The organism is Schaalia turicensis ACS-279-V-Col4, from assembly GCF_000296505.1.
In the GTDB taxonomy this organism is placed as follows: Bacteria; Actinomycetota; Actinomycetes; order Actinomycetales; family Actinomycetaceae; genus Pauljensenia; species Pauljensenia turicensis_A.
In genome coordinates this window covers 1-26119 of sequence record NZ_JH815208.1, presented here as the reverse complement: position 1 = coordinate 26119, position 26119 = coordinate 1, and the positions used below count along the sequence as shown (strand labels likewise).

Below are 26119 nucleotides of genomic sequence, written 5' to 3'. Positions count from 1 at the left end.
GGCCCCGCGCGTTCGATTCGTAACCGCGTGGAACTCACCAACAATCTGCTCGCAAGGCAGGCCAATTAGGAAGGATGCCAATCATGGCAAAGCTCTCCAACGATGAGCTCATCGAAGCTTTCAAGGAAATGTCCCTCATCGAGCTCTCTGACTTCGTCAAGCTCTTCGAAGAGACCTTCGACGTCACCGCTGCTGCTCCGGCTGCTGTCGCCGTTGCTGCTGCTCCGGCTGCTGCTGAAGCTGCTGAAGAAAAGGACGAGTTCGAGGTTGTCCTCGAGTCCGCAGGTGATAAGAAGATCGCAGTTGTCAAGGCTGTCAAGAACCTCACCGGTCTCGGCCTGAAGGAAGCCAAGGATCTTGTTGACGGCGCACCGTCGACCATCTTCGAAGCTGCCAAGAAGGACGACGCTGAGAAGGCAAAGGCTGAAATCGAAGAAGCAGGCGGCAAGGTCACCCTTAAGTGATTTCGTCTTCTTACCTGACGTGTCTTTGTGCGCATAGAAGGTAAGAAACGCTTCAGCGATTCATTCGCTTGAAACTGTCCCCTGGGAGTGATTCCCGGGGGACAGTTTTTGCCTGATGAGGTCCTGTTTATGCTGTGTTTCAAAATGAGGCGCGCACCACGCAGAGTCAATTTGCAATCAGCGGTTGAACTTCGGCATAATTAACAGGTCGCAATCCCGCGTAGCTCAACGGCAGAGCATCCGACTGTTAATCGGACGGTTACTGGTTCGAATCCAGTCGCGGGAGCCACATAACTGGGGCTTCAGTGAGTTACTCACTGAAGCCCCAGTTTCTTGGGACTAATGCCCATTTTTGTGTCTTAATTTTGGTGTTTTGGCCAGGGTGCTTTGTGATGAGGGGTTTAGTTAGCTTTTTGGGCTTGTTTTCTAAGGGGTGTTGACTTTCGGGCATTATCCCCAGTTTCATGCCTCTATAGCTCGTGCCTTCGGGCACTGTGGGGGAGTCGCTATTTGATGTGCCCGGCCTCGTCGTTGACTAGCGGAGGGGCGAACGCAACTCGCTCCCTTGCGTTCGTGTGTAGTGAATCGTCCCCACTGGAATCTGCTGTTTGTTGACAGATTTTTGCAGGTTGGAGATGCAAATATGTCCAATTGAAATGGTCGTTAGGTCAGTGCGTGAAAGCTCTCGGGGTGCTTTTGTTGATATCTCGCGAGTCCTTTTCGTTAGCGGTAACGATTTAATAACGGAGCGTCATTTTCGATTTCAAAGGCGCTCTCAGTTGTCGTAGGCTTATCACACGCCAATGAGGGCGATTCCTGGGGCTTGTTTCGGTAGCGCTAACGAGTTTCAGATAACAAACTCCGGCCACACTGTAGTGATCGGTACCCAAGGGGTGAGAAGTGACAAAGTTACTTGAGTTAAAGGGGATCTCAAAGACATTCCCTGGCGTCAAGGCGTTGTCCAACGTGGACCTTGACCTTAACGCTGGCGAGATCTTGGGTCTCTGTGGTGAGAACGGCGCCGGTAAGTCGACGCTGATGAAGGTTCTCACTGGTATCCATAAGGCGGATCCGGGCGGTGAGATTTGGCTCCAGGGGCAGAAGGTTGATGTCAAGAACGCCAACCATGCTCGTGATCTGGGTTTGAGCATCATTCACCAAGAGCTCAACATTATTCCAGACCTCACGGTTGCGCAGAACCTGTACATCGGTCGTGCTGGCTCCCACAAAGGCTCGGTCATCAACGACCGCAAGCTCAACAAGGATGCTAAGGAGCTGTTCGAGCGCCTGAACATGGACCTGAACCCGGCGGACACCTGCCGTGACCTCACGGTTGCCCGTCTGCAGATGCTTGAAATTGCCCGTGCACTTTCCTACGAGTCAACGAAGATCCTGGTCATGGACGAGCCCACAGCTCCTCTGACCACGACTGAGACCGAATCCCTGTTCGAGCTCGTTCGCAACTTCATTACTCCGGAAACCGGCCTGATCTTCATCACGCACCGTATGCCTGAGCTCAAGGAGCTCACTGACCGCATCTCTGTTCTGCGCGATGGTGAGTACGTCGGCACCGTCGATACCAAGGCCACCGAACTCTCCGAGGTTATTCGCCTCATGGTTGGTCGCGAGGTTCCGGCTGATGCTCGCCCCACCACTAAGCCTCTGTCTGACGAAGCAGTTCTGAAGGTTGAGCACCTGTCCACGAAGAAGGCCGTCCACGATGTGTCCTTCGAGGTTAAGAAGGGCGAAATCTTCGGCTTCGCAGGTCTCGTTGGCGCAGGTCGTACCGAAGTTGCTCGCGCTCTCTCCGGTGCTGACCCCCATACTTCCGGCGATGTCTACATCAACGGTAAGAAGGTCTCGATCCGCAACGCAGCTGACGGCGTTAAGGTTGGCATCGGCTACCTCTCCGAAGATCGTAAGCAGTTCGGTCTTCTTCTCGACAAGACCATCGCAGACAACACTGCAATGGCTACGATGAGCGAATTCACCAGTGCCGGCGTCATCAACTCCAAGAAGATCGACGCAGTAGCTCAGGAATACGTCGCGAAGCTCCGCACTCGTACCCCTTCGATTCACACTGAAGTTCGTTCCCTCTCTGGTGGTAACCAGCAGAAAGTCGTTATCGCCAAGTGGCTTGTCCGCGACTCCGACGTGCTGATCTTCGACGAACCGACCCGAGGCATCGATGTTGGCGCGAAGGATGAAATCTACACACTTCTGGAGGCTCTTGCCAAGCAGGGCAAGGCGATCATCGTGATCTCCTCCGAACTGCCTGAGGTTCTGCGCCTGGCAAACCGCATCGCAGTTATGGCCCACGGCCGCATCATCGGCACACTCGACAACGAGGTCGCCACCCAGGAAAACATCATGGAACTGGCCACCGTTGGTCAGGAAGAAGCGAATGGAGTTCTCGCGTGAGCACCGCAGCTACTAAGGCGGAAAAGTCCACCAGCCCGGTGGCAGCCTTCTTCAAATCGAACATGCAGCTAGTCATGGTGATCATCGCACTGGTCATCATCTACGCATACTTCATGTTCGCAGCCCCGAACTTTGCGCAGCCGAAGATCTTTACCGATATTCTTCTGCAGGCCGCCTACACCGGCGTGATGGCTCTCGGCGCAACGTTCGTTATCGCAACATCCGGCATTGACCTCTCGGTCGGTACGGGCATGACCCTCGTCGCCGTTATGGCCGGTGTCTTCCTGTCGGCTGACTGGCTGAACCTGCCCCTGGGGGTCGGTCTTATCCTCGTTCTCCTGTTCGGTGCTTTCGTTGGTCTGATCAACGGCCTGAACATCTCGATTCTCGGTCTTCCGCCGTTCATTGCAACACTGGCAATGATGATGGTGGCCCGTGGTCTGGCACTGATCATCTCCGATAAGTCCACGATCTCGATCGCAAACCCTGGCTACATCGCACTATCCACCGGTTCGATCATCCCGGGCGTTTCGAACGCAGCAGTCATCTTCATCATCTTGACGATTCTTGCAGCGTTCCTGCTGAACAAGACCCTCCTTGGTCGTTACGCTCTGGCCATTGGCTCGAACGAGGAAGCAACCCGCCTCTCCGGTGTGAACGTCCGCCTCTGGAAGGTCATCATCTACATCACCGCTGGTGTCTTCATGGCAATCGGCGCAATCCTCTACTCGGCACGTTTCGGCTTCGTCCAGCCCGCTGAAGGCGTCGGCTTCGAACTCAACGTCATCGCAGCAACCGTTATCGGTGGCACGTCACTCTCCGGTGGCCGCGCATCGATCCCAGGTGCATTCGTTGGTGCACTCATCATGGAAACCCTGAAGAAGGGCCTGACGATGATGGGTGTTGCTTCTGAATGGCAGCTGGTCGTTACCGGTATCGTTGTTCTCCTCGCAGTCTTCATTGACAACATCCGCCGCGCTCGCGAGAACGCAGCCTGATAAAACCAATTGAATCCGTGAATCTTACATAGGCGTTTGATTCACACCCTCAAGAAGGCAAACGTCTTCTTGGCCCCCACGAAAGGAAAAACACATGCGCCCCATCGGCCGTATCGTTGCAGTCGCAGCAGCCGGAACCATGGCCTTCGGCCTGGCAGCTTGCTCCACCTCGAACACCTCCGAGTCGGGTTCCGACGCAGCGGCATCGGGCTCCGATTCCGCATCAAAGGAAGAGGTCACCGAGCAGTCTGACGAAGTTCCTGCTGGCGATGGCACCAAGACCATCTACCTCGTCTCCAAGGGCTTCCAGCACCGCTTCTGGCAGGCAGTGAAGGAAGGCGCCGAGGACGCCGGCAAGGAGTTCAACTACAAGATCCAGTTCGTCGGCCCGGACGACGAGACCAAGGTGACCCAGCAGCTCGACCAGCTCCAGGCAGCACTCGACACCTCCCCGGCAGCTATCGGCCTTGCAGCTCTCGACTCGGGCGCAGCAACCCCGCTACTCACCCAGATTGAGTCCGCAGGCATCCCGCTGGTCGCATTCGACTCCGGTGTTGACTCCGACCTCCCGCTGACCACGGTTTCGACCGATAACAAGGCAGCAGCAGCTGAGGCCGCAAAGCACATGATCGAACTGCTCGATGGCAAGACCGGCTCCGTCGGCGTGATCTGCCACGACGCAACCTCCACCACCGGCAAGCAGCGTTGCGATGGTTTCAAGGAATACTTCAAGGCCAACGCACCCGAGGGCCTGAAGCTCCTCGAAGAGCAGATTGCAGGCGAGGTCGGCAAGGCAGCTGACACCTCCAAGGCCATCATCCAGGCAAACGACGACATCGTCGGCATGTACGGCTCCAACGAAGCAGCAGCTTCCGGCGCCATCCAGGGTGCTAACGAGTCCGGCAAGACCCTGACCGTTGTCGGCTTTGACTCCGGCAAGACCCAGATCGCTGCAATCAAGGACGGCACGCAGGCCGGCGCCATCACCCAGGCACCGAAGCTCATGGGCTACAAGACCGTCACTGCAGCCATCCAGGCAATCAACGGCATCGCACTCCCGAAGACGATTGACTCCGGCTTCTACTGGTACGACGCATCCAACATCGACTCTGACAAGGTCGCTCCGAACCTCTACGAGTGATGTTGACTGAGTTGGGGTGGGCTCATTCACTCGGGCCCGCCCCAACTCACACGTAGGATCCGAGGGGTGTGAATCGCCCCCCACTCAACAATGAAGTTTTGATCAAGGAATGAGGGAACAAATGACTGATCACCCCCGCATCGGTATCCGCCCGGCAATCGATGGTCGCCGTCGCGGTGTCCGCGAAAGCCTCGAAGAGCAGACCATGGGCATGGCTGAGGCTGTTGCCAAGCTCTTCTCCGAAAACCTCCGTTACACCGACGGCACCCCCGTCGAGTGCGTCATTGCTGACACCACCATTGGTCGTGTCCACGAAGCAATGGCTTGCGCTGACAAGTTCCGCGTCAACAATGTCGGCTTGACCCTGACCGTTACCCCCTGCTGGTGCTACGGCACTGAAACCACGGACATGGATGCCACCATGCCGCACGCAATCTGGGGCTTCAACGGCACCGAGCGCCCCGGCGCTGTCTACTTGGCAGCAGCTCTTGCTGGGCACGCACAGATCGGTATCCCCGCATTCGGCATCTACGGCAAGGATGTCCAGGATGGCGATGACAATTCCATTCCGGAAGATGTTCGTGAGCGTCTTCTGAGCTACGCTACCGCTGGTCTTGCAGTTGCCCAGATGCGTGGCAAGGCATACCTGTCCATGGGCTCGGTTTCCATGGGTATTGCTGGTTCTGTCGTCAACCCTGACTTCTTCGGTGCCTACCTTGGAATGCGCAACGAATACATCGACATGTCCGAGTTCGCCCGCCGCATTGAAGAAGGCATCTACGATCCGGAAGAATACGAGAGGGCTTACACCTGGATCCGCGAGAACTTCAAGCAGGGCAAGGACTGGAACCCCGAAGATTGGCAGTTCCCAGAGAAGCATGAGGACTGGTGGAAGTTCGTCACTAAGATGACCTTGATCGGTCGCGACCTGATGAACGGCAACCCACGTCTTGCAGAGCTCGGTTTTGAAGAAGAAGCTGGTGGCCACGGTGCTATCGCCGCAGGTTTCCAAGGACAGCGCCAGTGGACCGACCACTTCCCGAATGGTGACGTTATGGAAACCATTCTGAACACGAACTTCGACTGGACCGGTCCGCGTCAGCCCAACGTTCTTGCAACCGAGAACGATTCGCTCAACGGTGCTTCGATGCTGTTTGGCTACCTGTTGACCAATACGCCCCAGATCTTCTCCGATGTTCGCACCTACTGGAGCCCCGAGTCCGTCGAGCGCGTCACCGGCTGGAAGCCGGAAGGGCGCGCGGCACAGGGCTTCCTTGACCTGCGCAACTCCGGTTCCACCACCCTTGACGGTGCTGGCAAGGCAACCCGTGACGGTAAGCCCGTCATCAAGCCGTTCTGGGAGGTCACCGAAGAAGACCAGAAGGCAACCCTTGAGGCAACCACCTTCCACCCAGCATCGACAGGTTACTTCCGCGGTGGTGGTTTCTCGACTCACTTCCGCACTGAAGGTGAAATGCCTGTCACCATGATTCGCATTAACCTGGTTGCCGGCAAGCCAGTCATGCAGATCTGCGAAGGCTGGACCGTCGAGCTTCCTGACGAAGTTGCTTACACCATCGAAGAGCGCACGAATATCGAATGGCCGACTACCTGGTTCGTTCCGAACCTCACCGGTGAAGGTGCCTTTAAGACGACCTACGATGTCATGAACAACTGGGGCGCAAACCACGGCGCGATTTCCTACGGTCACAACGGTGCCCTGTTCATCACGCTTGCCTCGATGCTCCGTATCCCGGTCAACATGCACAACGTTCCGGAAGAAAAGATCTTCCGCCCGAAGGCATGGTCGCTGTTCGGTACCGTTGATCTCGAAGGCGCGGACTACCGTGCATGCGAGACCTTCGGTCCGATGTACCGCTGATTGTTTAGTCGCAGTTAGCTGACGAAAGTCAAAGCGGTGGGTGAGCCCATTAGGGCTCACCCACCGCACCGACTCTCAATGTTGAGAGTCACCCAAGCGTTCAATGATGACGCGGACCATAAAGCTATAAAACACTCAAAGTCGCCACTTCGCATTGACGCGAAATGAGCATCCCGCCTGCCGTACCAGGAAGGACCCGTTTAATGACCACCGCACTTGCTGTTGACCTCGGTTCCGCTTCGGGTCGAGTTCTAGCTGGAACTATTGTTGATGGCCGTCTTGAGATCACTGACGTTCACCGTTTCAAGCATCAGGCAATCCGTGACGAAACGGGTTCGTTGACTTGGGACGTTGACACGATGTGGGAACAGACCGTTATCGGTTTGAAAAAGGCAGTGGAACAATTCCCGGACTCGGTGTCTGTTTCCGTGGATACGTGGGGTGTTGACTTCGTTCCCCTCGATGCAAATAACGAGCGAGTTGGCAAGGTTCGTGCCTACCGCGACGAGCGCACCGAGCGCACACACGAAGAATTCCGCTCGCGCGTTGATGATCGCACATTCTTTGAAATGTCGGGTATCGCCCCGGCAACGATCAACACAGCAAACCAGCTTCTGGCTTTTACGTTGGAAGATCCAGAACTTGCTGCCAAGACCGACTCGATTCTTTTCCTTCCTGACTACTTCGCCTGGAAGCTTTCCGGAGTGAAGGGCTGGTCGCGCACCATCGCCTCTACCTCGGGTCTATGTGAACCGGGCTCACCACGATTCAACGACGCCATGTTCGAACGCCTCGGCTTGGATCGCTCGTGGGTTGGTGAATTGAATGACGACCTCACCGCTGTTGGGCAGTGCACCGTCGAAGGCCTCGAGCAACTGACCGTCGTCCGCGGTGGTGCACACGACTCCGCATGCGCAGTTCACGGTCTGCCCATTGATGAAGGCGTCCGCGCGTACTTCCTCTCGTGTGGTTCTTGGTCAGTTCTTGGTGCTCTTGAGGATCACCCGCTGATCTCGGATGCTGCATACGAACGTGGTTTGACGAACGAATCTCGCACTGACGGGGGAGTTCGCCCGCTCTTCAACATCACGGGTATGTGGATTCTTCAGGAAATCCAGCGTCAGTGGGAGCGTGAAGGAACTCCGACTGATACGGATGAGCTTGTCGCGCAGGCCCGTGAATGTGCACCGTGCACCGTGTTCTTCAACCCGGATGACCCGCGCTTTGCTGAGCCTGGTGAGATGCAACAGAAGATTGATATTGCCCTCGATGACCAGTGTGCTCCGCATCCGACCTCGATGCCCGAGTACGTTCGCCTGATTATCGAATCCTTCGCTCGTCGCTATGCGCGTGCGATTGATGAGCTGACTCAGATTTCAGGAGAGCGACCCGATCAGCTGAACCTTGTGGGTGGAGGTGCCCGCAACCACCTGCTGTGCGATCTCACGGCAGAAGCGGCGCAGGTTCGTGTTGTTGCCGGCCCGATTGAAGCTTCAACTCTCGGTTCGCTTCTTGCTCAACTCGAACTTCTTGGACACCTTGATCCCGCGGATCGCCCCGCGATGATTGCGGCAACGGCAAAGACCCATGTCCACACGCCGTCCAACAGGTAAGAAGGTCTCGCTAGCAGACGTTGCGCGTTTAGCGGGCGTCTCATCGAATACCGTTTCACGCGTTGTTCGCGGTGATCCTGAGGTTGCGGATGCGACGCGTGCGCGTATTTCCTTGATCCTTACTGAAGTTGGGTATCGACCGAATTACGCGGCGCGCGCGCTTGCGTCGAATCGGACGGGCGTTCTGCACGTTTTGCTGGCTGCCCCGATGTTTCACGGGCATGCGAGGGTTTTGCTTTCGGTTTTGAATGCAGGTTCTGAAGCCGGCTATCACGTGTCGCTTTCAAACGCATATGTGCCAAATGGTGAACTGCATAACGACGTGGCGCCATTCGATGTTGATGGGGTTGTGATCCTTGCTGGACAGGACCCGAGCGTTGACCTTGCCATTCAGATTGGCAAGCGGGTTCCGACGGTTTTGGTGCTGACTAGCGAACACGATTTGGATGGAATTTCGACAGTGTCCATTAATAATGTTCGAGGCGCAGAGCTAGCGACTGATCATCTGCTGAATCAAGGGATTACCGACATCGTTCATGTTGCGGGCCCGTCGGGTTGGTCTGATGCTTCCATGCGCTTGCAGGGCTTTAAACTCTCGTGCGAAGAACACGGAGTCGAAGGCAAAGTGATCGAGTCATATTCGTGGAACTCGCAAGATGGATATGACGCTATGCGCTCGCTGGCAGAGCTTCCCCAGGGAATTCAAACAGCGAATGATCAGTTGGCGCTTGGTGCCATGCGATTGATTCACGAACGGGGAGCGAAGATTCCGACAGACGTTAAGGTCGTTGGATTCGATGATATTGATGGCGCTGATTGCTATGCCCCTCCGCTGACGACTGTTCGTCAGCCTTTTGACCGCCTTGGTCGTGCTGCTGTTCGTATCGTGTGTTCGATGATGCGCGGCGGTAAGAGCGAGGATGTGACGATTGACCCTGAGCTGATCATCCGGTCCAGCTCGATTGAATAGAAAGGACAGATCTTCATGATCTATGGAGCAATGACGCACCCGCAGTTCCTGCGTGCACTGGCCGCGGCTGGCCACGGTTCGAAGATTCTGCTTGCTGATGCGAACTACCCGCACACCACCGGTGTGTCTGAGCGTTGCGAGCTTATCTCGCTGAACTTCGCTCCTGGCATGCTGGACGTTCTTCAGATTCTGGAAGTTCTGAAGCAGGTCTGCCCGATCGAGAAGGCAGAGATCATGGTTCCGGCTCCCGATCAGCCGGCCGTTGAGATCCCGATCCATGATGAGTTCAAGGCCCAGTTGCCCGATACCGAGTTCGGTGAGCTGTCGCGTTTCGACTTCTACGATGCAGCGCGTAGCGAAGATGTGGGCATCATTGTGGCGACTGGCGAACAGCGCCTGTACGGCAATCTTTTGCTGACTGTGGGCGTTCGTCAGCCCGGAGAATGAGTCTTTCGTAGAACTTTCATACGAAACTGCACTGTTGTTCAAGCGCGTTGAGTGTTTGAGCGACAGTGCAGTTCGTTATTTGGCGATTTTTCAGTGAAAATTGTGTATATTTTCGTGAGTTTTTCAGTGAATTGTCGCTATTATTTCTTGTGAGGCAGGTCTTGTTGATTTTCGTTTTAGTTGCTAGACTGTAAAAACCGAAACGAAAGTGACAATCTAATCGATGCTCACGAAGAGGGGATGGGTGTGGGGCGCGCACAACGAACCAGTTACATCCTTGATCGCCTTGCCGTTGAAGGCGAGGTGAATGTTAACGTCCTGGCTGAAGAACTCGACGTTTCGCCTGTCACGATTAGAACCACTTTGAAGGACCTCGAAGATGAGGGTCATCTTGTTCGCACCCACGGTGGTGCTCGTCCGACTGCCTACCGCAATATTCGACTGCGTCAGTCTGACCGAATCGAGGACAAAGAGCGCATTGCCCGCGCGGCCGCCGAAATGGTGCGCGACGATGATCGCATCATGATCGAAGCTGGCACGACGTGCGCTCTTGTCGTCAAGCACCTGACCGGACGTCGTGGCGTTCAGGTCGTTACTAATTCTCTTCTTGTTTTCCAGAATGCTCGTCCGAACCCGCATATTCGGGTCACGCTGACCGGCGGTAGCTTCCATGCTGAAACCGAATCTTTGGTCGGCCCTGTTACAGAGCGTTCCATTAATGACTTCAACGCGCGCCTAGTATTTCTTGGCACTGACGGATTCAGTGTCGAACGAGGTCTGACAACCCAGCTCGCTGAAGGTGGGCATGTTGGCAGTCTCATGCGAGGGCGCACGGAGGAAACCTGGTTGCTTTCAGACTCTTCGAAGTTTGGGCGAGCAGGCTTCGTTAGCTTCATGGGAATTGAGGACGTCACCGGCATCATTACCGATGGCGACCTTCCTGAAGAATCCATCAAGGAATTGACCGAGCGTACGCAGCTACGCATCGTCTAGGAGGAAACACATGGCCACCATCGTGGTGATGCCCCAGCTGGGCAACTCTGTGGAGTCGTGCATTATCGTCGAATGGCAGGTTTCGGTTGGCGATACCGTCGCTGTTGACCAGACTCTCTGCTCGATTGAGACCGACAAATCCACAATGGAGGTGCCGAGCACTGACGCCGGTACCGTCCTGAAGATCCTGTGGGAAGAGGGCGACGAGGTTCCGGTTAAGGATCCGCTCATCATCGTCGGCGAGCCCGGCGAAGATATTTCCGCTCTTGTTCCCGCTGACGATTCGGCGGACGAGGCCGGCGCTGCTGAAGCAGCGGCGGAAAGCGCTCCGGCTCAAGAAGCAGCTCCCGCGCCGTCCTTTGCTACGACCGCTGCGACCGGTGCAGTCTCCCCGCGCGCTCGTGCTCTTGCCGGTTCTAAGGGTATTGACACCGCTGCGATTGCTGAGGGCTCCGGTCCTCACGGTCGCGTGATCGAACGTGATGTTCAGGCCGCTATTGCAGCAGGCCCCGCGTACACTTCAGCGGCGCAGGCGCAAGGAGGTGTGGCTACTGGCGAAGGCACCGGTATTGGTGGTCGCGTGACGACTGCTGATCTGGCAAACCCGACTGCTCCGGCTCCCGTCGTGGCGACTGCAGTTGCAATTCCTGCTGCAGAGTTCCCGGGTGCTTCCACCTCCGAGAAGCTCAAGGGTGTCCGCAAGGTTGTTGCTTCGCGCATGATGGCATCCCTGCAGGAGTCGGCACAGCTGACCCTCAACACGACGGCCAACGCAGCCGGCATTCTTGCGATGCGCAAGAAGGTCAAGAACTCGGACGAAGCTCTGGGCCTCAACAAGATCACCCTGAACGACCTCGTCTGCTTCGCAGTGTCCCGCACGCTCCCGAAGTACCCGGTTTTCAACGCTCACCTCGAGGATGGCACCCTGACCAAGTTCGAGCAGGTTCACCTCGGCTTCGCAGCCGATACTCCGCGCGGTCTTTTGGTTCCCGTGATCCGCTCCGCTCAGGCCCTGTCGCTCAAGCAGTTCTCTGCTCAGGCAAAGAGCCTCGCAGCTGACGCCATCGCCGGAACGATCAGCCCCGACCTTCTTGGTGGTGGCACTTTCACGGTGTCCAACATCGGTTCCTTCGGCATCGAAACCTTCACCCCGGTCATTAACCGCCCGCAGACCGCAATCCTCGGCGTTGGCACCATCACGCCGCGTCCGGTTGTCAAAGCTGACGGCGAGATCGGTGTTGAACAACGTATCAACCTGTCGCTTACGATCGACCACCAGGTCATTGATGGCGCCGACGGCGCACGCTTCCTGAAGGATCTCGTTGTCGCTATCGAAAACATCGACGTCACTGTTCTGGCTTGAGTAATTAGGAGTACACATAATGACTGAAACTCACTACGACGTAATTGTCCTCGGCGCAGGCCCTGGTGGCTACCTTGCTGCCGAGCGTCTGGGGCACGCCGGCAAAAAGGTTCTTCTCATTGAAGAGCAGTACCTTGGTGGCACCTGCCTTAACGTTGGGTGCATCCCGACCAAGACCCTCCTTGCTGGTGCAAAGAACTACCTGCACGCCAAGGAAGCTGGCCAGTTCGGTGTTGACGCAACCGGCGTGACCCTCGACTGGGGTCGCCTGCAGGACTGGAAGGAAAAGGTTGTTAAGGGCCTCGTTTCCGGTGTTGCAGCAACCGAAAAGCGAGCAGGCGTCACCGTTGTGTCCGCACGTGGTCACTTCGACGGTCCCGGCAAGGTCACCGCTGACGGTATCACCTACACTTCCGAGCACGTCATCATCGCAACCGGTTCGGTTCCCGCTGTTCCGCCGTTGCCGGGTGTCAAGGACAACCCGCACCTGGTCGATTCGACCGGTATCCTCTCTCTGCCTGAGGTCCCCAAGCGTCTCGCCGTTATCGGTGGTGGCGTTATCGGCGTCGAGTTTGCTTCACTGTACTCGACCCTCGGCTCGGAGGTCACGATTATCGAAATGACCCCGGAAATCCTGCCATTCATGGATGATGACATGGCTGCCAAGATGCGCGCAGCGATGAAGGGCATCACCTTCGAACTCGGTTGCCGCGTTGAGTCTCTCGACGGCGCAACGGTCCACTACTCGAAGGGTGACGAAAAGAAGGTCCTCGAAGCTGACGTCGTGCTCATGGCTGTTGGTCGTCGCTCGGCAACCGCTGGCTGGGGCGCCGAAGAAGCGGGTCTCGAAATCAACCGAGGCATCGTTGTCGATGACTGCATGCGTACCAATCTGCCGAACGTGTGGGCAATTGGTGACGTCACCGGCCGTTCACTGCTAGCACACGCCGCATACCGCATGGCAGAAATTGCTTCCGCGAACATCATCAACCCCGATGCATGCAAGGTTGGCGAGGTTATGCGCTGGAACACTGTTCCGTGGGCAGTCTTCTCCATTCCCGAGGCTGCAGGCGTTGGCCTCACCGAATCTGCTGCAAAGCGCGAAGGCCGCGACGTCCTAGTTGCAAAGGTCCCCGCTCAGATGTCTGGTCGCTTCATTGCGGAGAACGGCTTCAAGGCTCCTGGTGAAGCCAAGATCCTCGTTGATCCGAAGACCCACCAGGTCCTCGGCATCCATGTGCTCGGCGCATACGCAGCAGAAATGATCTGGGGCGCACAGGCCGTCCTCGAAATGGAACTGACCGTCGAAGACCTCCGTCAGGTTGTCTTCCCCCACCCGACTGTCTCCGAAGTTATTCGCGAGGCTGCCTGGGCCGTCAAGCTCTGAACCTCCACAGACGAAGAAAGAAGTAAGACACAATGACGAAGTCTCTGATCATCGACCCGTCGCAGGTCCGCGCGACAGGTCATATCCAGTTCCCGGACATCCCGGTGAACCAGTACACGTTTGATCTCGATACCGAACTTGGTCGCTATGGCAAGGACGGCATGGTGAACATGCTCCACGACATGATCGTGGTCCGTACCTTCGAATCCATGCTTGACTCCATCAAAAAGACCGGCGAGTGGCAGGGCATTGCCTACAACCACAGGGGTCCGGCTCACCTTGGTATCGGTCAGGAATCGGCATACGTTGGCCAGGCATCAGTCCTGACCCCGGATGACCAGGTTTTTGGTTCGCACCGTTCGCACGGTGAAATTCTTGCCAAGTGCTACTCGGCAATGCGCCAGATCGAAAACGGTGAGCTTGAAAACATCATGAAGACCTTCCTCGACGGCGAGACCCTCTCGTTCGCAGAGAAGATCGACTACAAGGACACAAAGGACCTCACCGAGAACTTCATCCTCTTCGGTGCCCTCGCGGAAATCTTCGCCCGCAAGTCCGGCTTCAACCGTGGCCTCGGCGGCTCGATGCACACCTTCTTCCTGCCGTTTGGCTCCTATCCGAACAACGCAATCGTTGGTGGCTCTGCTCCAGTCGCAAACGGTGCAGCACTCTTTAAGCGCATCAACCGCAAGCCCGGCATCGTTGTCTCCAACGTCGGCGACGCAGCCCTTGCATGTGGTCCGGTCTGGGAAGCAATGAACTTCGCTTCCATGGATCAGTTCCGCACGCTGTGGCGTGAAGAGGACGGTGGCAACCCGCCGATTCTGTTCAACTTCTTCAACAACTTCTACGGCATGGGCGGTCAGACCTTCGGTGAGACCATGGGGTACGACATCCTCGCCCGTGTCGGTGCAGCCCTCAACCCCGAGGCTATGCACGCAGAGCGCGTCGACGGTATTAACCCGCTGGCTGTTGCCGACGCCGTCTCCCGCAAGAAGAAGATCCTCGAAGAGGGACGTGGCCCGGTCCTCATGGATACCATCACGTACCGCTTCTCTGGTCACTCCCCGTCGGATGCCTCCTCGTACCGCACCAAGGACGAGGTCGAGCTCTGGGAGAAGGTCGACTGCATCAAGACCTACTCGGATTTGTTGATCTCCAACGGTCTGACCACGCAGTCCGATATTGAGGACTACACCGCTACCCTCACCGAAAAGCTCGTTAAGGTCCTCAAGCTTGCCATCGACGAAGACACCTGCCCGCGCGTTGCCGACGGCTACATCGACACGGTTATGTTCTCGAACACGCCGACCGAGAAGATGGAAGAAGGCGAAGCGGAGATTGATCTCGAAAACAACCCGCGCGTCGCCGCGATCTCGCGCAAGATCCGCACCGCTAAGGACGAGAACGGCAAGCCCGTTTCCAAGATGAAGATGTACCAGTTCCGTGATGGTCTCTTCGAAGCTATGCTCCATCGTTTCAAGGAAGATCCGACGATGGCCGCATGGGGCGAAGAAAACCGTGACTGGGGTGGCGCATTCGCTGTCTACCGTGGCCTGACCGAAGCGCTTCCGTACCGTCGTCTGTTCAACTCGCCGATCGCTGAAGCGTCAATCGTCGGCGCAGGCGTTGGCTACGCAATGGCCGGTGGCCGTGCAGTTGTCGAACTCATGTACTGCGACTTCCTCGGCCGAAGCGGCGACGAGGTCTTCAACCAGATGGCAAAGTGGCAGTCCATGTCCGCTGGCCTGCTGAAGATGCCTCTCGTCCTCCGTGTCTCCGTTGGTAACAAGTACGGTGCACAGCACTCGCAGGATTGGTCGGCATTGACCGCCCACATCCCGGGCCTCAAGGTCTACTTCCCGACCACGCCGACCGATGCAAAGGGCATGCTCAACCTTGCTCTTCGTGGCACCGACCCGGTTGTCTTCTTCGAATCCCAGCTCCTGTACGACAAGGGCGAAGAATTCGAGCCCGGTGGTGTTCCGGAAGACTACTACGAGACCCCCGAAGGTGAACCGGCAATCCGTCGCGAAGGCACCGACATCACGATCGCCGGCTACGGCGCAACGATCTACCGTGCACTTGAGGCTGCTGATGTCCTTCAGGAGAAGTACGGCATGAGCGCCGAGGTCATCGACCTCCGCTTCGTCGCACCGCTCAACTACGACAAGCTCATCGAATCCGTGAAGAAGACAGGTCGCCTGCTTCTCACCTCCGATGCTGTCGAGCGTGGCAACTTCCTCAACACCGTTGCAGCGAACGTCCAGACTCTCGCATTTGACGCTCTCGACGCGCCGATCGCGGTTGTCGGCTCGCGCAACGGCATCACCCCCGGCCCCGAGTTGGAGTCCTACTTCTTCCCGCAGGTCGAGTGGATCATCGACACAATCCACGAGCGCATTGTTCCGCTCCCGGGCCATGTGCCCTCGTCGAACCAGACTGAAGGCGAGATTGCTCGTCGCAACCGTCTCGGTCTCTGATGATTGACCCGGTGGGGCGGGCTTCGGCTCGCCCCACCGGTGCCATCAGGCATTTAACGCTTTAATTTTTTTCTACATTTCGATACGAGGATCCGATGGACGCCACCAACGACGTTAGCCTGAGCCAGGAGGACCGCCTCGCCGCTCTTGCCGCAGTTCTGAATGATGAAGAGTTCCCCGCGTGGGTTCCTGAATCGAACAACCACATTCATACGTGCTACTCCTTCAGCCCCTACACGCCGACCGCTGCAGCATTGAATGCTCGTCGCGCAGGCCTGCGTGTTGTTGGCTCCGTCGATCATGACTCGATCGCAGCTGCGCCCGAAATGACCGGCGCATGTCGTCTGCTGGGAATGGGCTCAGTCACCGGCTTTGAAATCCGCGCTTTCTTTGATCCCGACGGTCCGTTTGCTACTCGTAAGCTGAACAATCCGGACTCCGAAGGCATCGCCTACATGACGGTTCAGGGTGTTCCGGCTCCTGCTCGCGAAAAGGTTACCGAGTGGTTGGCGCCCAAGCGCGCTGCCCGTCTCGAGCGCACCCTGAAGATGGCTGAGGCCGCGAACAAGATCCTCGTTGGTCTTGGCCTGGAGCCTTTCGATCCTCAAACTGACATGGTCGGCATCTCTCAGTATGCCAACGGTGGCGGTATCACAGAGCGCCACCTGCTTGCCGCGATGGCATCGGCTCTCATTAAGGGATTCGGTCGCGGTCAGAGCCTCGTCGATGGCCTGAAGAGCATGGGTGTCAACATTCCGCCAGCCCTCGAAGGCGCACTCGGTGACGCTGAGAATCCGCACCTCGTCTACGATCTTCTGGGTGTACTGAAGTCGGAATACTTGGGTCGCATCTACATTCAGCCCACTGACGAGTTGCCGACTGCGAAGGAAGTTGTTCAGTTCGCAGATTCCATCGGTGCCATTGCCACCTACGCCTACCTCGGTGATGTTTCCGCTTCGCCGACCGGCGACAAGAAGGCTGAAAAGTTCGAAGATGAATTCCTTGACGAGCTCTTCGAAGCTCTCGAAGAAAAGGGCCTGCGCGCTGTTACCTATATGCCTCCGCGTAACACTCCGGAACAGCTCAAGCGAATCCATGAACTCGCAGTCAAGCACGGCATGCTCGAGATCTCCGGCGTCGACATTAACCAGCCACGCCAGCTCTTCAACTGCCCCGAACTGCGTCGCCCCGAGTTCGAAGATCTCAACGAGGCCACGTGGGCACTTGTCGCGCACGAGGCCCTGACCAGCTTCGATCCGAAGTACAACATCCTGGGTAGCGAGCGACTCACTCCTGAGCACCTTGCCGTCCGTATTGCTTCCTACGCTCCGCTTGGACGCGCTATTGCTGATGGCGCAGATCCGGCTGAAGTCGCAGCAAATATTCCTACCGTCTGAGAACTATCCGAAGGATTAAACATGACTCATGCACCGTTGCTTCGAGGCCTGTTCCTGAGCGCGCTTGCTCGACCGGTCATCGTTCGCCCAACCGATAAGGCTGCGACCCTGACCCTCGATGCCAACCTTGAAACGGTTGATGCTTCGACTCTTTCCGAAACCGAACTTCCCGTCGTCGTCACCGTCGGCGAAGAAACCTACGAGATCACCGCGACCCCGCGCAACGACCGTGAAATCTCCGGTCGTGTCGCGCTGGTTACCGGTGGCGCACAGGGCTTCGGTGCCGAGATCGCCAAAGGCCTCGTCGGCCAGGGTTGCTTCGTCTACATCGCTGACCTGAACGGCGAAGGCGCTGCTGCCAAGTGCAAGGAACTCGGCGAAGACACCACGTACCCGATTACCGTCAACGTTGCGGATGAAGAATCCGTGACCGCGATGACCGAGGAAATCGAAAAGGTCACCGGTGGTATCGACCTGATCGTCTCTAACGCAGGCATCGTTCGTGCGGGATCTGTCCTTGAACAAGACGCATCTGCTTTCCGCCTGTCGACCGACATCAACTACGTCGCATTCTTCCTGGTTACCAAGCACCTTGGTGGTCTGCTTGCTCGTCAGCATGCAACATCTGGTGCATGGCTGACCGACATTATCCAGATCAACTCCAAGTCCGGTCTGGTGGGCTCGAACAAGAACGCCGCATACGCAGGCTCCAAGTTCGGTGGCATCGGCCTGGTCCAGTCCTTCGCCCTCGAGATGGTCGAGCATGGTGTCAAGGTCAACGCAATCTGCCCCGGTAATTTCTACGACGGCCCGCTCTGGTCTGACCCCGACCGTGGCCTGTTCGTTCAGTACCTGAACTCGGGCAAGGTCCCCGGCGCGAAGACTGTCGCGGACGTCAAGGAGTTCTACGAAGCAAAGGTTCCGATGCGTCGTGGTGCCCAAGGCATCGACGTTCTGCGCGCGATCTTCTACATCGTCGAGCAGGCATACGAAACCGGCCAGGCCGTCCCGGTTACGGGTGGCCAAGTCATGATGAACTGAGCGCAAGCTTGATCCGGAAAATAAGGAGAATCCAATGACTGAGTACCCCGAATCGCAGTATGCGATCCAGATCGTCGGCGCCGAAGAATTCGTCGTCAACAAGGAGAAGGGCATCGACAAGGTCGGCCCTCACCAGATGATGCTCAAGGTTGAGGCATGTGGCATCTGCTTCTCTGACACGAAGCTGTTGCACCAGTTCGACAAGCACCCGCGTAAGTCCGAAGTCATCGCGGGAATCACCCCCGAAGCACTTGCCGAGATCCCGAACTACCGTCCCGGCTCCCAGCCGACGGTTCCGGGTCACGAGCCCGTTGTCCGCGTCGTCGAGGTAGGCGAGAAGGTCACCCACTTCAAGGTTGGCGATCGTCTGCTGGTCCAGGCTGACTGGAAGCATCTGCGCACTGCGAAGTCCAATGGCGCATTCGGTTACAACTTCGACGGTGCCCTTCAGGAATACACGGTCGTCGATGAGCGTTGTGTCGTCTCCCCCGAAGGTGAAGAGTTCCTGATCCACGTGACCGAGGGGCCGTCGGCAGCGGCCGTTGGCCTGATCGAGCCGTGGGCAACCGTTGAAGGCTCCTACGCGTGGGCAGAGCGCAACCACGTTGCAGACGGTGGTCGCCTGCTGGTTGTCGGCGAAGGCTCTGTCGAAGAGCTGACCGCTGATCACAAGCCTGCGCAGATCGTTACCGTTGACGTTGCCGGTATTGATGGTCTTGAAGGACAGACCTTCGATGACATCGTCTTCTTCGGAGCGGACGCGGACGGCATTGAAAAGGCGTCTCTGCTGCTCGGTACCCGTGCGGTCATGTGTGTTGTCCTCGGCGGAGAAACCATCTCCCGCAAGGTCAGCCTTGACATCGGTCGTGTTCACTACGACTTTATCCGCTTCTGTGGCACCGTCGGCACGGACCCGCGCGAAGGCTATGTATGGATCCCCGCTAACGGCGACCTGCGTCCGAACGATAAATGCGCGTTCATCGGTGCCGCCGGCCCGATGGGTGTGATGCACACGATGCGTGCGGTCACCTCCGGTGTTGAGGGCATCTCCGTTGTCGGCACCGACCTTTCTGACGATCGCCTGGCAGGTCTGAAGAAGACCGTTGGCCCGACCGCCGAAAAGAACGGTGTTCCGCTGGAGATCATCAACACCTCCACCACTCCGCTTGAGTACGGCTACACCTACATCACCTGCCTGGTGCCGGTGCCGGCGCTGGTTTCTCAGGCTGTCGATATGTGTGCAGATGGTGCGATCCTCAATGCGTTCGCTGGTATTCCGGCGGGCACCTTTGGTGACTTTGATCTGCAGGGCATCATCGAGCGCAAGATTTTCATGCTGGGCACGTCAGGCTCTGATGTTTCCGATATGCGTACCGTTCTGCGCAAGATCGAAGCCGGCATCATTGATACGTCGATCTCCCTGTACGCAGTGACCGGTATGGCAGGCTTCGGCGACGCCATCAACTCGGTGATCAACCGTACGTCGGGGGGTAAGATCATGGTCTTCCCGACCCTGCATGACCTTGGTTTGACGCCGCTGACGGAACTTGGTGACAAGTACCCTGATGTTGCTGCCAAGCTGGTGGATGGTCTGTGGACGAAGGAAGCTGAAGAAGTTCTTCTCGAAGTAGCCAAATGACGTTTCTGGGTGGTTTTTGAAGGGGAAAGCTACCTAGCAACTCAGCGGTAAGCCTCATCGTGGCGCAAGCCTTTGTTCCTTTCGTGCTTGTGCCAGTTGGTGAATAATTGCCGAGGCCTGGGCCGGATCTGCATTGCAGGTCCGGCCCAGGTGTGTTTGTCCCTGATTGAGGTTGGTCAAGAGCCTTGGGCTGTGACTGGGGTATGCGCGTCTGTGAGCCTTGCGTGTGTGCGCTGGTGTACGAGGTCCGGTGTGGCAGGTTTTGTCGTCTGAGACGTTGTTTTACCAGCTGGGAGCCTGATTTCGTCGCCTCGTATGCTTAGCTGGAAAAACTGACAGGTGAGATGATTCGCGAAACGGAAAGCGTGTACCCGCCTGATGAATGCCGATACGGGGCTGCCCTCTCGAAATAAATCCTGAAAAAGGTAAAAGTGTGGCCCTCGCTCATTTCTGAACGAGGGCCACACGTCACGGATGTGAGGTCAGAACTAGTTGAGCGTGATTATCACTTCCAGTAGTCGAGTTCTTCGGTGATACCGATGGAAGTCGCCTTGAATTCGGGGTTCTTTCCAGCCTTGCGCTGCGCCTGGTAGTCGTTCGCAGCCTTGATGGCCTTGTTGCCCAAGATGATGATGACCGGCAGGTTGATCAGAGCCATGAGACCCATCAATAGGTCACCAAGGTTCCATGCAACTGAGAAGTCCAGAAGAGCACCCGAGAACACAAGAAGCACTGCGATGCCACGGAAAATCTGCAGACCCCAGATCGGAACGCGTCCACCAGCGAGGAAGCGCAGGTTGACCTCGGCGTAGTAGAAGTTACCGATGATCGTCGTGAATGCGAAGAGCAGCAACGCGGTGGTCGTGAACGGCAGAGCGATGCCACCGAGAACGGTCTGCATCGAAGCTGTAACCAGCGGAGCGCCCTTCAGATCGTCACCACCCTGGACGCCAGAGGAGAGGATCAGGAACGCGGTCAGAGTACAAATGATCATCGTGTCGATGAAGACGGAAAGCATCTGGACCAAGCCCTGCTTCACGGGGTGTGAAACAGATGCGGACGCAGCCGCGTTCGGAGCAGAGCCGACACCGGCTTCGTTCGAGTAAAGACCGCGCTTAATACCGAGCATCATTGCCGAGCCGGCGAAACCGCCGAAGATTGCCTCAAAATCGAAGGCGCCTTGGAAGATCGCGGCGAGCATTGTGGGGATGTTCTGGTAGTTGAAGATGATGACGATCGCAGCAACGGTCAGGTAAATGAGGGCCATGATCGGAACCAAGACGCCGGTAACCGAAGTCAGGCGCCGTGTGCCCCCAAAGATTGATAGTGCCATCGCGATGGCAAGGATTGCGCCGATGATGTACGGGGTCGAGCCTTCGTGGTACCAGGAGTACGAGGTGAATGCGTCAGCGACGTTGAACGAGGCCAGCAGGTTGAAGCCACCCATGTAGGTGAGGATCAATGCGATTGCGAAGATCACTGCAAGCCAACGCTGCTTGAGCGCGATCTGGATGTAGTACGCGGGGCCGCCGATGGAATGGTCGTCAGCTGAGTGGCCACGCTTCTTGTAGATCTGGGCAAGTGTGGATTCGATGAATGCTGACGCGGCGCCGAGTGTTGCGATGACCCACATCCAGAAGACGGAGCCTGCGCCACCAAGAGCGACTGCGGTACCGACTCCGGCGATGTTGCCGACGCCCACGCGCGATGCGGTGGAGACCATCAGTGCGCGGAAGGATGAAAGCTCGCCTTTCTTCTCTGGGGGCTCGGTGACCACGCGGATTGATTCGCGGAACATACGCACAGGCAAGCCTTTGGTGCGAATGAAGAAGTAGAGGCCGCCACCGATAAGCAGTGCGATCAGGATGTATGAGTACAGCCAGGTGTTGAGAACGTCGAGGACTGTGTTAATCGAGTCGGCAATCGATGAAGAAGCAGGAAGCATGCTCGTTACCTTGTCGGAAGATGGGACGCTACATGGCGTAGCGATTGACAAGGTGATTGTACGGGAAAGGCAAAGGGATAGTCACGTTCGAACTAATGTTTGGAAAACCTGGGAAAGGGAAAGGAAAAGCTTCTCCAATTCAGCAATGCTTGCCTCCTGGTTTTCGTCGTTGGATACGCATTCGCGCAGAGTGAATGCTGATGCCCTGAAGCGTGGGCTCATTGGCATCAGGAACTATTGGACTACTGAGACATGACGGTGAAGCAATCGTCGATTGCTTCGAAGATCCTAAAAGAAGAGGAATGAACAATGTGTCGACCGGTGAAGTGTGACATCTGCGGAAAGACGACGTGGGCTGGCTGTGGACAGCATATTGACGCTGGCAAGGCGTCGGTTCCTGCAAACGACTGGTGCCCCGGTCATTGTGAGGAGAGCGGCAATCGTCAGAAGAAGAAATCTGTATTTAGCCCGTCAAAGTGGCTGAATTTGAGGAGAAAATGAGCCTTCGCGCCGAGTGTGGTGACGCTCACGTCAAAATGATTTGACGAGTTGCCACGAAGGTGTGTAAATTATTTTCCTGTCGCCGAGAGCGAGAAAAGCTCGAATCGACTGCCTCCCTCACTGAGGTAGCCAACGAAAGTTGAGTGCTTTTGGTGAGTGTGTGGGTGTTGTTTGTGAACTCGATAGTGTGTTTGTTTTTATGCCTGTTTTTTGTTTTTGAGTTTGTTTTTATTGTTGGGATTGGCTGGCCGCGTTTTGGTGGTTGGTTTTTTCTGGATATGTTTTTGTTCGGAGAGTTTGATCCTGGCTCAGGACGAACGCTGGCGGCGTGCTTAACACATGCAAGTCGAACGATGATGCTCCAGCTTTGTTGGGGTGGATTAGTGGCGAACGGGTGAGTAACACGTGAGTAACCTGCCCTCTTCTTTGGGATAACGGTCGGAAACGGCTGCTAATACTGGATATTCACTCATTGGCGCATGTTGGTGGGTGGAAAGGTTTTTTCTGGTGGGGGATGGGCTCGCGGCCTATCAGCTTGTTGGTGGGGTGATGGCCTACCAAGGCTTTGACGGGTAACCGGCCTGAGAGGGTGACCGGTCACATTGGGACTGAGATACGGCCCAGACTCCTACGGGAGGCAGCAGTGGGGAATTTTGCACAATGGGCGCAAGCCTGATGCAGCGACGCCGCGTGAGGGATGAAGGCCTTCGGGTTGTAAACCTTTTTCGCTCATGGTCAAGCCGCAGCTTTGGGTTGTGGTGAGGGTAGTGGGTAAAGAAGCGCCGGCTAACTACGTGCCAGCAGCCGCGGTAATACGTAGGGCGCGAGCGTTGTCCGGAATTATTGGGCGTAAAGGGCTTGTAGGCGGTTGGCCGCGTCTGCCGTGAAATCCTCTGGCTTAACTGGGGGCGTGCGGTGGGTACGGGTTGACTTGAGTGCGGTAGGGGAGACTGGAATTCCTGGTGTAGCGGTGGAATGCGCAGATATCAGGAGGAACACCGGTGGCGAAGGCGGGTCTCTGGGCCGTTACTGACGCTGAGGAGCGAAAGCGTGGGGAGCGAACAGGATTAGATACCCTGGTAGTCCACGCTGTAAACGTTGGGCACTAGGTGTGGGGGCCACCCGTGGTTTCTGCGCCGTAGCTAACGCTTTAAGTGCCCCGCCTGGGGAGTACGGTCGCAAGGCTAAAACTCAAAGGAATTGACGGGGGCCCGCACAAGCGGCGGAGCATGCGGATTAATTCGATGCAACGCGAAGAACCTTACCAAGGCTTGACATGCACCCTGACGCTGCAGAGATGTGGTGGCATTTGGTTGGGGGTGTGCAGGTGGTGCATGGTTGTCGTCAGCTCGTGTCGTGAGATGTTGGGTTAAGTCCCGCAACGAGCGCAACCCTTGCCCTATGTTGCCAGCACGTTATGGTGGGGACTCGTGGGGGACTGCCGGGGTTAACTCGGAGGAAGGTGGGGATGACGTCAAATCATCATGCCCCTTATGTCTTGGGCTTCACGCATGCTACAATGGTTGGTACAGAGTGTTGCGATATCGTAAGGTGGAGCGAATCACTTAAAGCCAGTCTCAGTTCGGATTGGGGTCTGCAACTCGACCCCATGAAGGTGGAGTCGCTAGTAATCGCAGATCAGCAACGCTGCGGTGAATACGTTCTCGGGCCTTGTACACACCGCCCGTCACGTCACGAAAGTTGGTAACACCCGAAGCTCATGGCCTAACCGGTTTTCCGGGGGGAGTGGTCGAAGGTGGGATTGGCGATTGGGACGAAGTCGTAACAAGGTAGCCGTACCGGAAGGTGCGGCTGGATCACCTCCTTTCTAGGGAGCCCGTTTTTGGGGATGCGCATCATGGCACGTGAGTGTGTGTGGTGTGTGTTTCTTGTGCTCGCATGTGTTCACCGAGGGTTTTTCTTGGTGGGTGTGGGTGCGTGGGTGTTTTTAGTGGAAAACAGGGGTGCAAGCTCCATGGAAGCAGACACGCTGTCGGGTTCACGTTCAACACCGTTTGAGCGTTTTGGCTCGCATGTTGCCGCCTCTCTTTTTTGTTGCGCCCTGTGTTTGTGGGGTGTTTGGGGGGTGGTGGTGTGTGTGGTGGGTTGTTTGTGATTTGTATAGTGGTTGTGAGCATCTTTATTTTCTTGTTGTGTGGTTTTGTTTAGTTTTGTTGGGCATTCGGTGGATGCCTTGGCATCAAGAGCTGATGAAGGACGTTGCGGCCTGCGATATGCCTCGGGGAGTTGGCGAGCGAGCTTTGATCCGAGGGTGTCCGAATGGGGGAACCTAACCAGGGTTGTGCTTGGTTACCATCATCTGAACGTGTATAGGGTGGTGGGGGGAACGCGGGGAAGTGAAACATCTTAGTACCCGTAGGAAAAGATATTCCGTGAGTAGTGGCGAGCGAAAGCGGAGGAGGCTAAACCGTGTGCGTGTGATACTCGGCGGGGGTTGCGTGTGCGGTGTTGTGGGGCTTGTTCGTCTCTTCTCTGCCGGGGAGGGGCTTGCGTGTGTGATGGTAGTTGAACCGTGTGGGATAGCGGACCGGAGTGCGTGATAGTCGTGTAGATGGACTGTTGCATGCGTAGGTGGGATAGGTGCCCGAGTAGTGCGGGACTCGTGAAATCTCGTGTGAATCTGCCAGGACCACCTGGTAAGCCTAAATACTTCTTGATGACCGATAGTGCATAGTACCGTGAGGGAATGGTGAAAAGTACCCCGGGAGGGGAGTGAAATAGTACCTGAAACCGTGTGCCTTTAAGCCGTCAGAGCCTTGTGGGGTGATGGCGTGCCTTTTGAAGAATGAGCCTGCGAGTCAGTGATACGTGGCGTGCTTAACCCGTGTGGGGTATGCGTAGCGAAAGCGAGTCTGAAATATGGCGTTTGTCGCGTGTTCTGGACCCGAAGCGGGGTGATCTACCCATGGCCAGGTTGAAGCAGAGGTAAGACTGTGTGGAGGACCGAACCCACCAGGGTTGAAAACCTGGGGGATGAGCTGTGGGTAGGGGTGAAAGGCCAATCAAACTCCGTGATAGCTGGTTCTCCCCGAAATGCATTTAGGTGCAGCGTTGTGTGTTGCCTGGTGGAGGTAGAGCTACTGGATGGCCGATGGGCCCTATGGGTTACTGACGTCAGCCAAACTCCGAATGCCATTAGGTTGAGCATGGCAGTGAGACTGCGGGGGATAAGCTTCGTAGTCGAGAGGGAAACAGCCCAGATCATCAGCTAAGGCCCCTAAGTGTGCGCTAAGTGGGAAAGGATGTGAGATCGCGGTGACAACCAGGAGGTTGGCTTAGAAGCAGCCATCCTTGAAAGAGTGCGTAATAGCTCACTGGTCAAGTGGTTTCGCGCCGACAATGTAGCGGGGCTTAAGCGTACCGCCGAAGCTGTGGCACTCACACATGAAAGAGCCTGGGCAGGGGACCTGCCT

General features: G+C 56.6%; 16 protein-coding genes, 1 tRNA gene and 2 rRNA genes. 18 read left to right on the top strand and 1 reads right to left on the bottom strand.

Annotated elements, in window-relative coordinates; all coding sequences use genetic code 11:
• The first annotated feature begins 83 nt into the window (after positions 1-83).
• The 16 genes from rplL (at position 84) to HMPREF9241_RS00020 (ending at position 20239) form a co-directional block, all read left to right on the top strand.
• A complete protein-coding gene (rplL, locus tag HMPREF9241_RS00095; protein ID WP_006680226.1) occupies positions 84-464 on the top strand; it encodes a 50S ribosomal protein L7/L12 in 381 nt (126 codons plus the stop codon).
• Between the two features lie 214 nt (positions 465-678).
• Positions 679-753 (top strand) — tRNA-Asn (locus tag HMPREF9241_RS00090).
• Positions 754-1364: 611 nt separating this feature from the next.
• Complete coding sequence (locus tag HMPREF9241_RS00085; RefSeq protein ID WP_006680225.1) at positions 1365-2885, top strand: sugar ABC transporter ATP-binding protein; 1521 nt, start codon at positions 1365-1367, stop codon at positions 2883-2885.
• The gene (locus tag HMPREF9241_RS00080; RefSeq protein ID WP_006680224.1) at positions 2882-3883 is read left to right on the top strand and encodes an ABC transporter permease; all 1002 of its coding nucleotides are present in this window, start codon (positions 2882-2884) and stop codon (positions 3881-3883) included. The genes HMPREF9241_RS00085 and HMPREF9241_RS00080 overlap by 4 nt, the downstream gene beginning before the upstream one ends.
• A 94-nt stretch (positions 3884-3977) precedes the next feature.
• Entirely contained in the window at positions 3978-5024 is a 1047-nt protein-coding gene (locus HMPREF9241_RS00075) for an ABC transporter substrate-binding protein (RefSeq protein WP_006680223.1), read from the top strand.
• 121 nt (positions 5025-5145) lie between these two features.
• Positions 5146-6906 (top strand): L-fucose isomerase, encoded by a 1761-nt coding sequence (locus HMPREF9241_RS00070; RefSeq protein ID WP_006680222.1) that lies wholly within the window; start codon positions 5146-5148, stop codon positions 6904-6906.
• A gap of 203 nt (positions 6907-7109) precedes the next feature.
• Positions 7110-8519 carry a rhamnulokinase gene (locus HMPREF9241_RS00065; protein ID WP_006680221.1) on the top strand — a complete coding sequence of 470 codons (1410 nt, stop codon included), beginning with the start codon at positions 7110-7112 and terminating at the stop codon, positions 8517-8519.
• Positions 8494-9489, top strand: a complete 996-nt coding sequence (locus HMPREF9241_RS00060) for a LacI family DNA-binding transcriptional regulator (protein WP_006680220.1) — start codon at positions 8494-8496, stop codon at positions 9487-9489. The genes HMPREF9241_RS00065 and HMPREF9241_RS00060 overlap by 26 nt, the downstream gene beginning before the upstream one ends.
• 15 nt (positions 9490-9504) lie before the next feature.
• A complete protein-coding gene (locus tag HMPREF9241_RS00055) occupies positions 9505-9936 on the top strand; it encodes an RbsD/FucU family protein (RefSeq protein ID WP_006680219.1) in 432 nt (143 codons plus the stop codon).
• Between the two features lie 246 nt (positions 9937-10182).
• Positions 10183-10929, top strand: coding sequence for a DeoR/GlpR family DNA-binding transcription regulator (locus tag HMPREF9241_RS00050; RefSeq protein WP_006680218.1), 747 nt, complete (start codon positions 10183-10185; stop codon positions 10927-10929).
• 10 nt (positions 10930-10939) lie between these two features.
• Entirely contained in the window at positions 10940-12292 is a 1353-nt protein-coding gene (locus HMPREF9241_RS00045; RefSeq protein WP_006680217.1) for a dihydrolipoamide acetyltransferase family protein, read from the top strand.
• Positions 12293-12311: 19 nt separating this feature from the next.
• Positions 12312-13679, top strand: coding sequence for a dihydrolipoyl dehydrogenase (gene lpdA / locus HMPREF9241_RS00040; protein WP_006680216.1), 1368 nt, complete (start codon positions 12312-12314; stop codon positions 13677-13679).
• Between the two features lie 32 nt (positions 13680-13711).
• A complete protein-coding gene (locus HMPREF9241_RS00035) occupies positions 13712-16162 on the top strand; it encodes an alpha-ketoacid dehydrogenase subunit alpha/beta (RefSeq protein ID WP_006680215.1) in 2451 nt (816 codons plus the stop codon).
• Positions 16163-16257: 95 nt separating this feature from the next.
• Positions 16258-17559 (top strand): PHP domain-containing protein, encoded by a 1302-nt coding sequence (locus tag HMPREF9241_RS00030; protein WP_006680214.1) that lies wholly within the window; start codon positions 16258-16260, stop codon positions 17557-17559.
• A gap of 21 nt (positions 17560-17580) precedes the next feature.
• A complete protein-coding gene (locus HMPREF9241_RS00025; RefSeq protein WP_006680213.1) occupies positions 17581-18600 on the top strand; it encodes an SDR family NAD(P)-dependent oxidoreductase in 1020 nt (339 codons plus the stop codon).
• 34 nt (positions 18601-18634) lie between these two features.
• A complete protein-coding gene (locus tag HMPREF9241_RS00020; protein ID WP_006680212.1) occupies positions 18635-20239 on the top strand; it encodes an alcohol dehydrogenase catalytic domain-containing protein in 1605 nt (534 codons plus the stop codon).
• Between the two features lie 505 nt (positions 20240-20744).
• Here the strand turns inward: HMPREF9241_RS00020 and HMPREF9241_RS00015 are convergent.
• Complete coding sequence (locus HMPREF9241_RS00015) at positions 20745-22184, bottom strand: alanine/glycine:cation symporter family protein (protein ID WP_006680211.1); 1440 nt, start codon at positions 22182-22184, stop codon at positions 20745-20747.
• Positions 22185-22970: 786 nt separating this feature from the next.
• Between HMPREF9241_RS00015 and HMPREF9241_RS00005 the strand changes: the two genes are divergently transcribed.
• Both HMPREF9241_RS00005 and HMPREF9241_RS09455 read left to right on the top strand, forming a co-directional pair.
• Positions 22971-24513 (top strand): 16S ribosomal RNA (locus tag HMPREF9241_RS00005).
• Positions 24514-24847: 334 nt separating this feature from the next.
• Positions 24848-26119: ribosomal RNA gene (locus HMPREF9241_RS09455) — 23S ribosomal RNA — on the top strand; the annotation flags it as partial.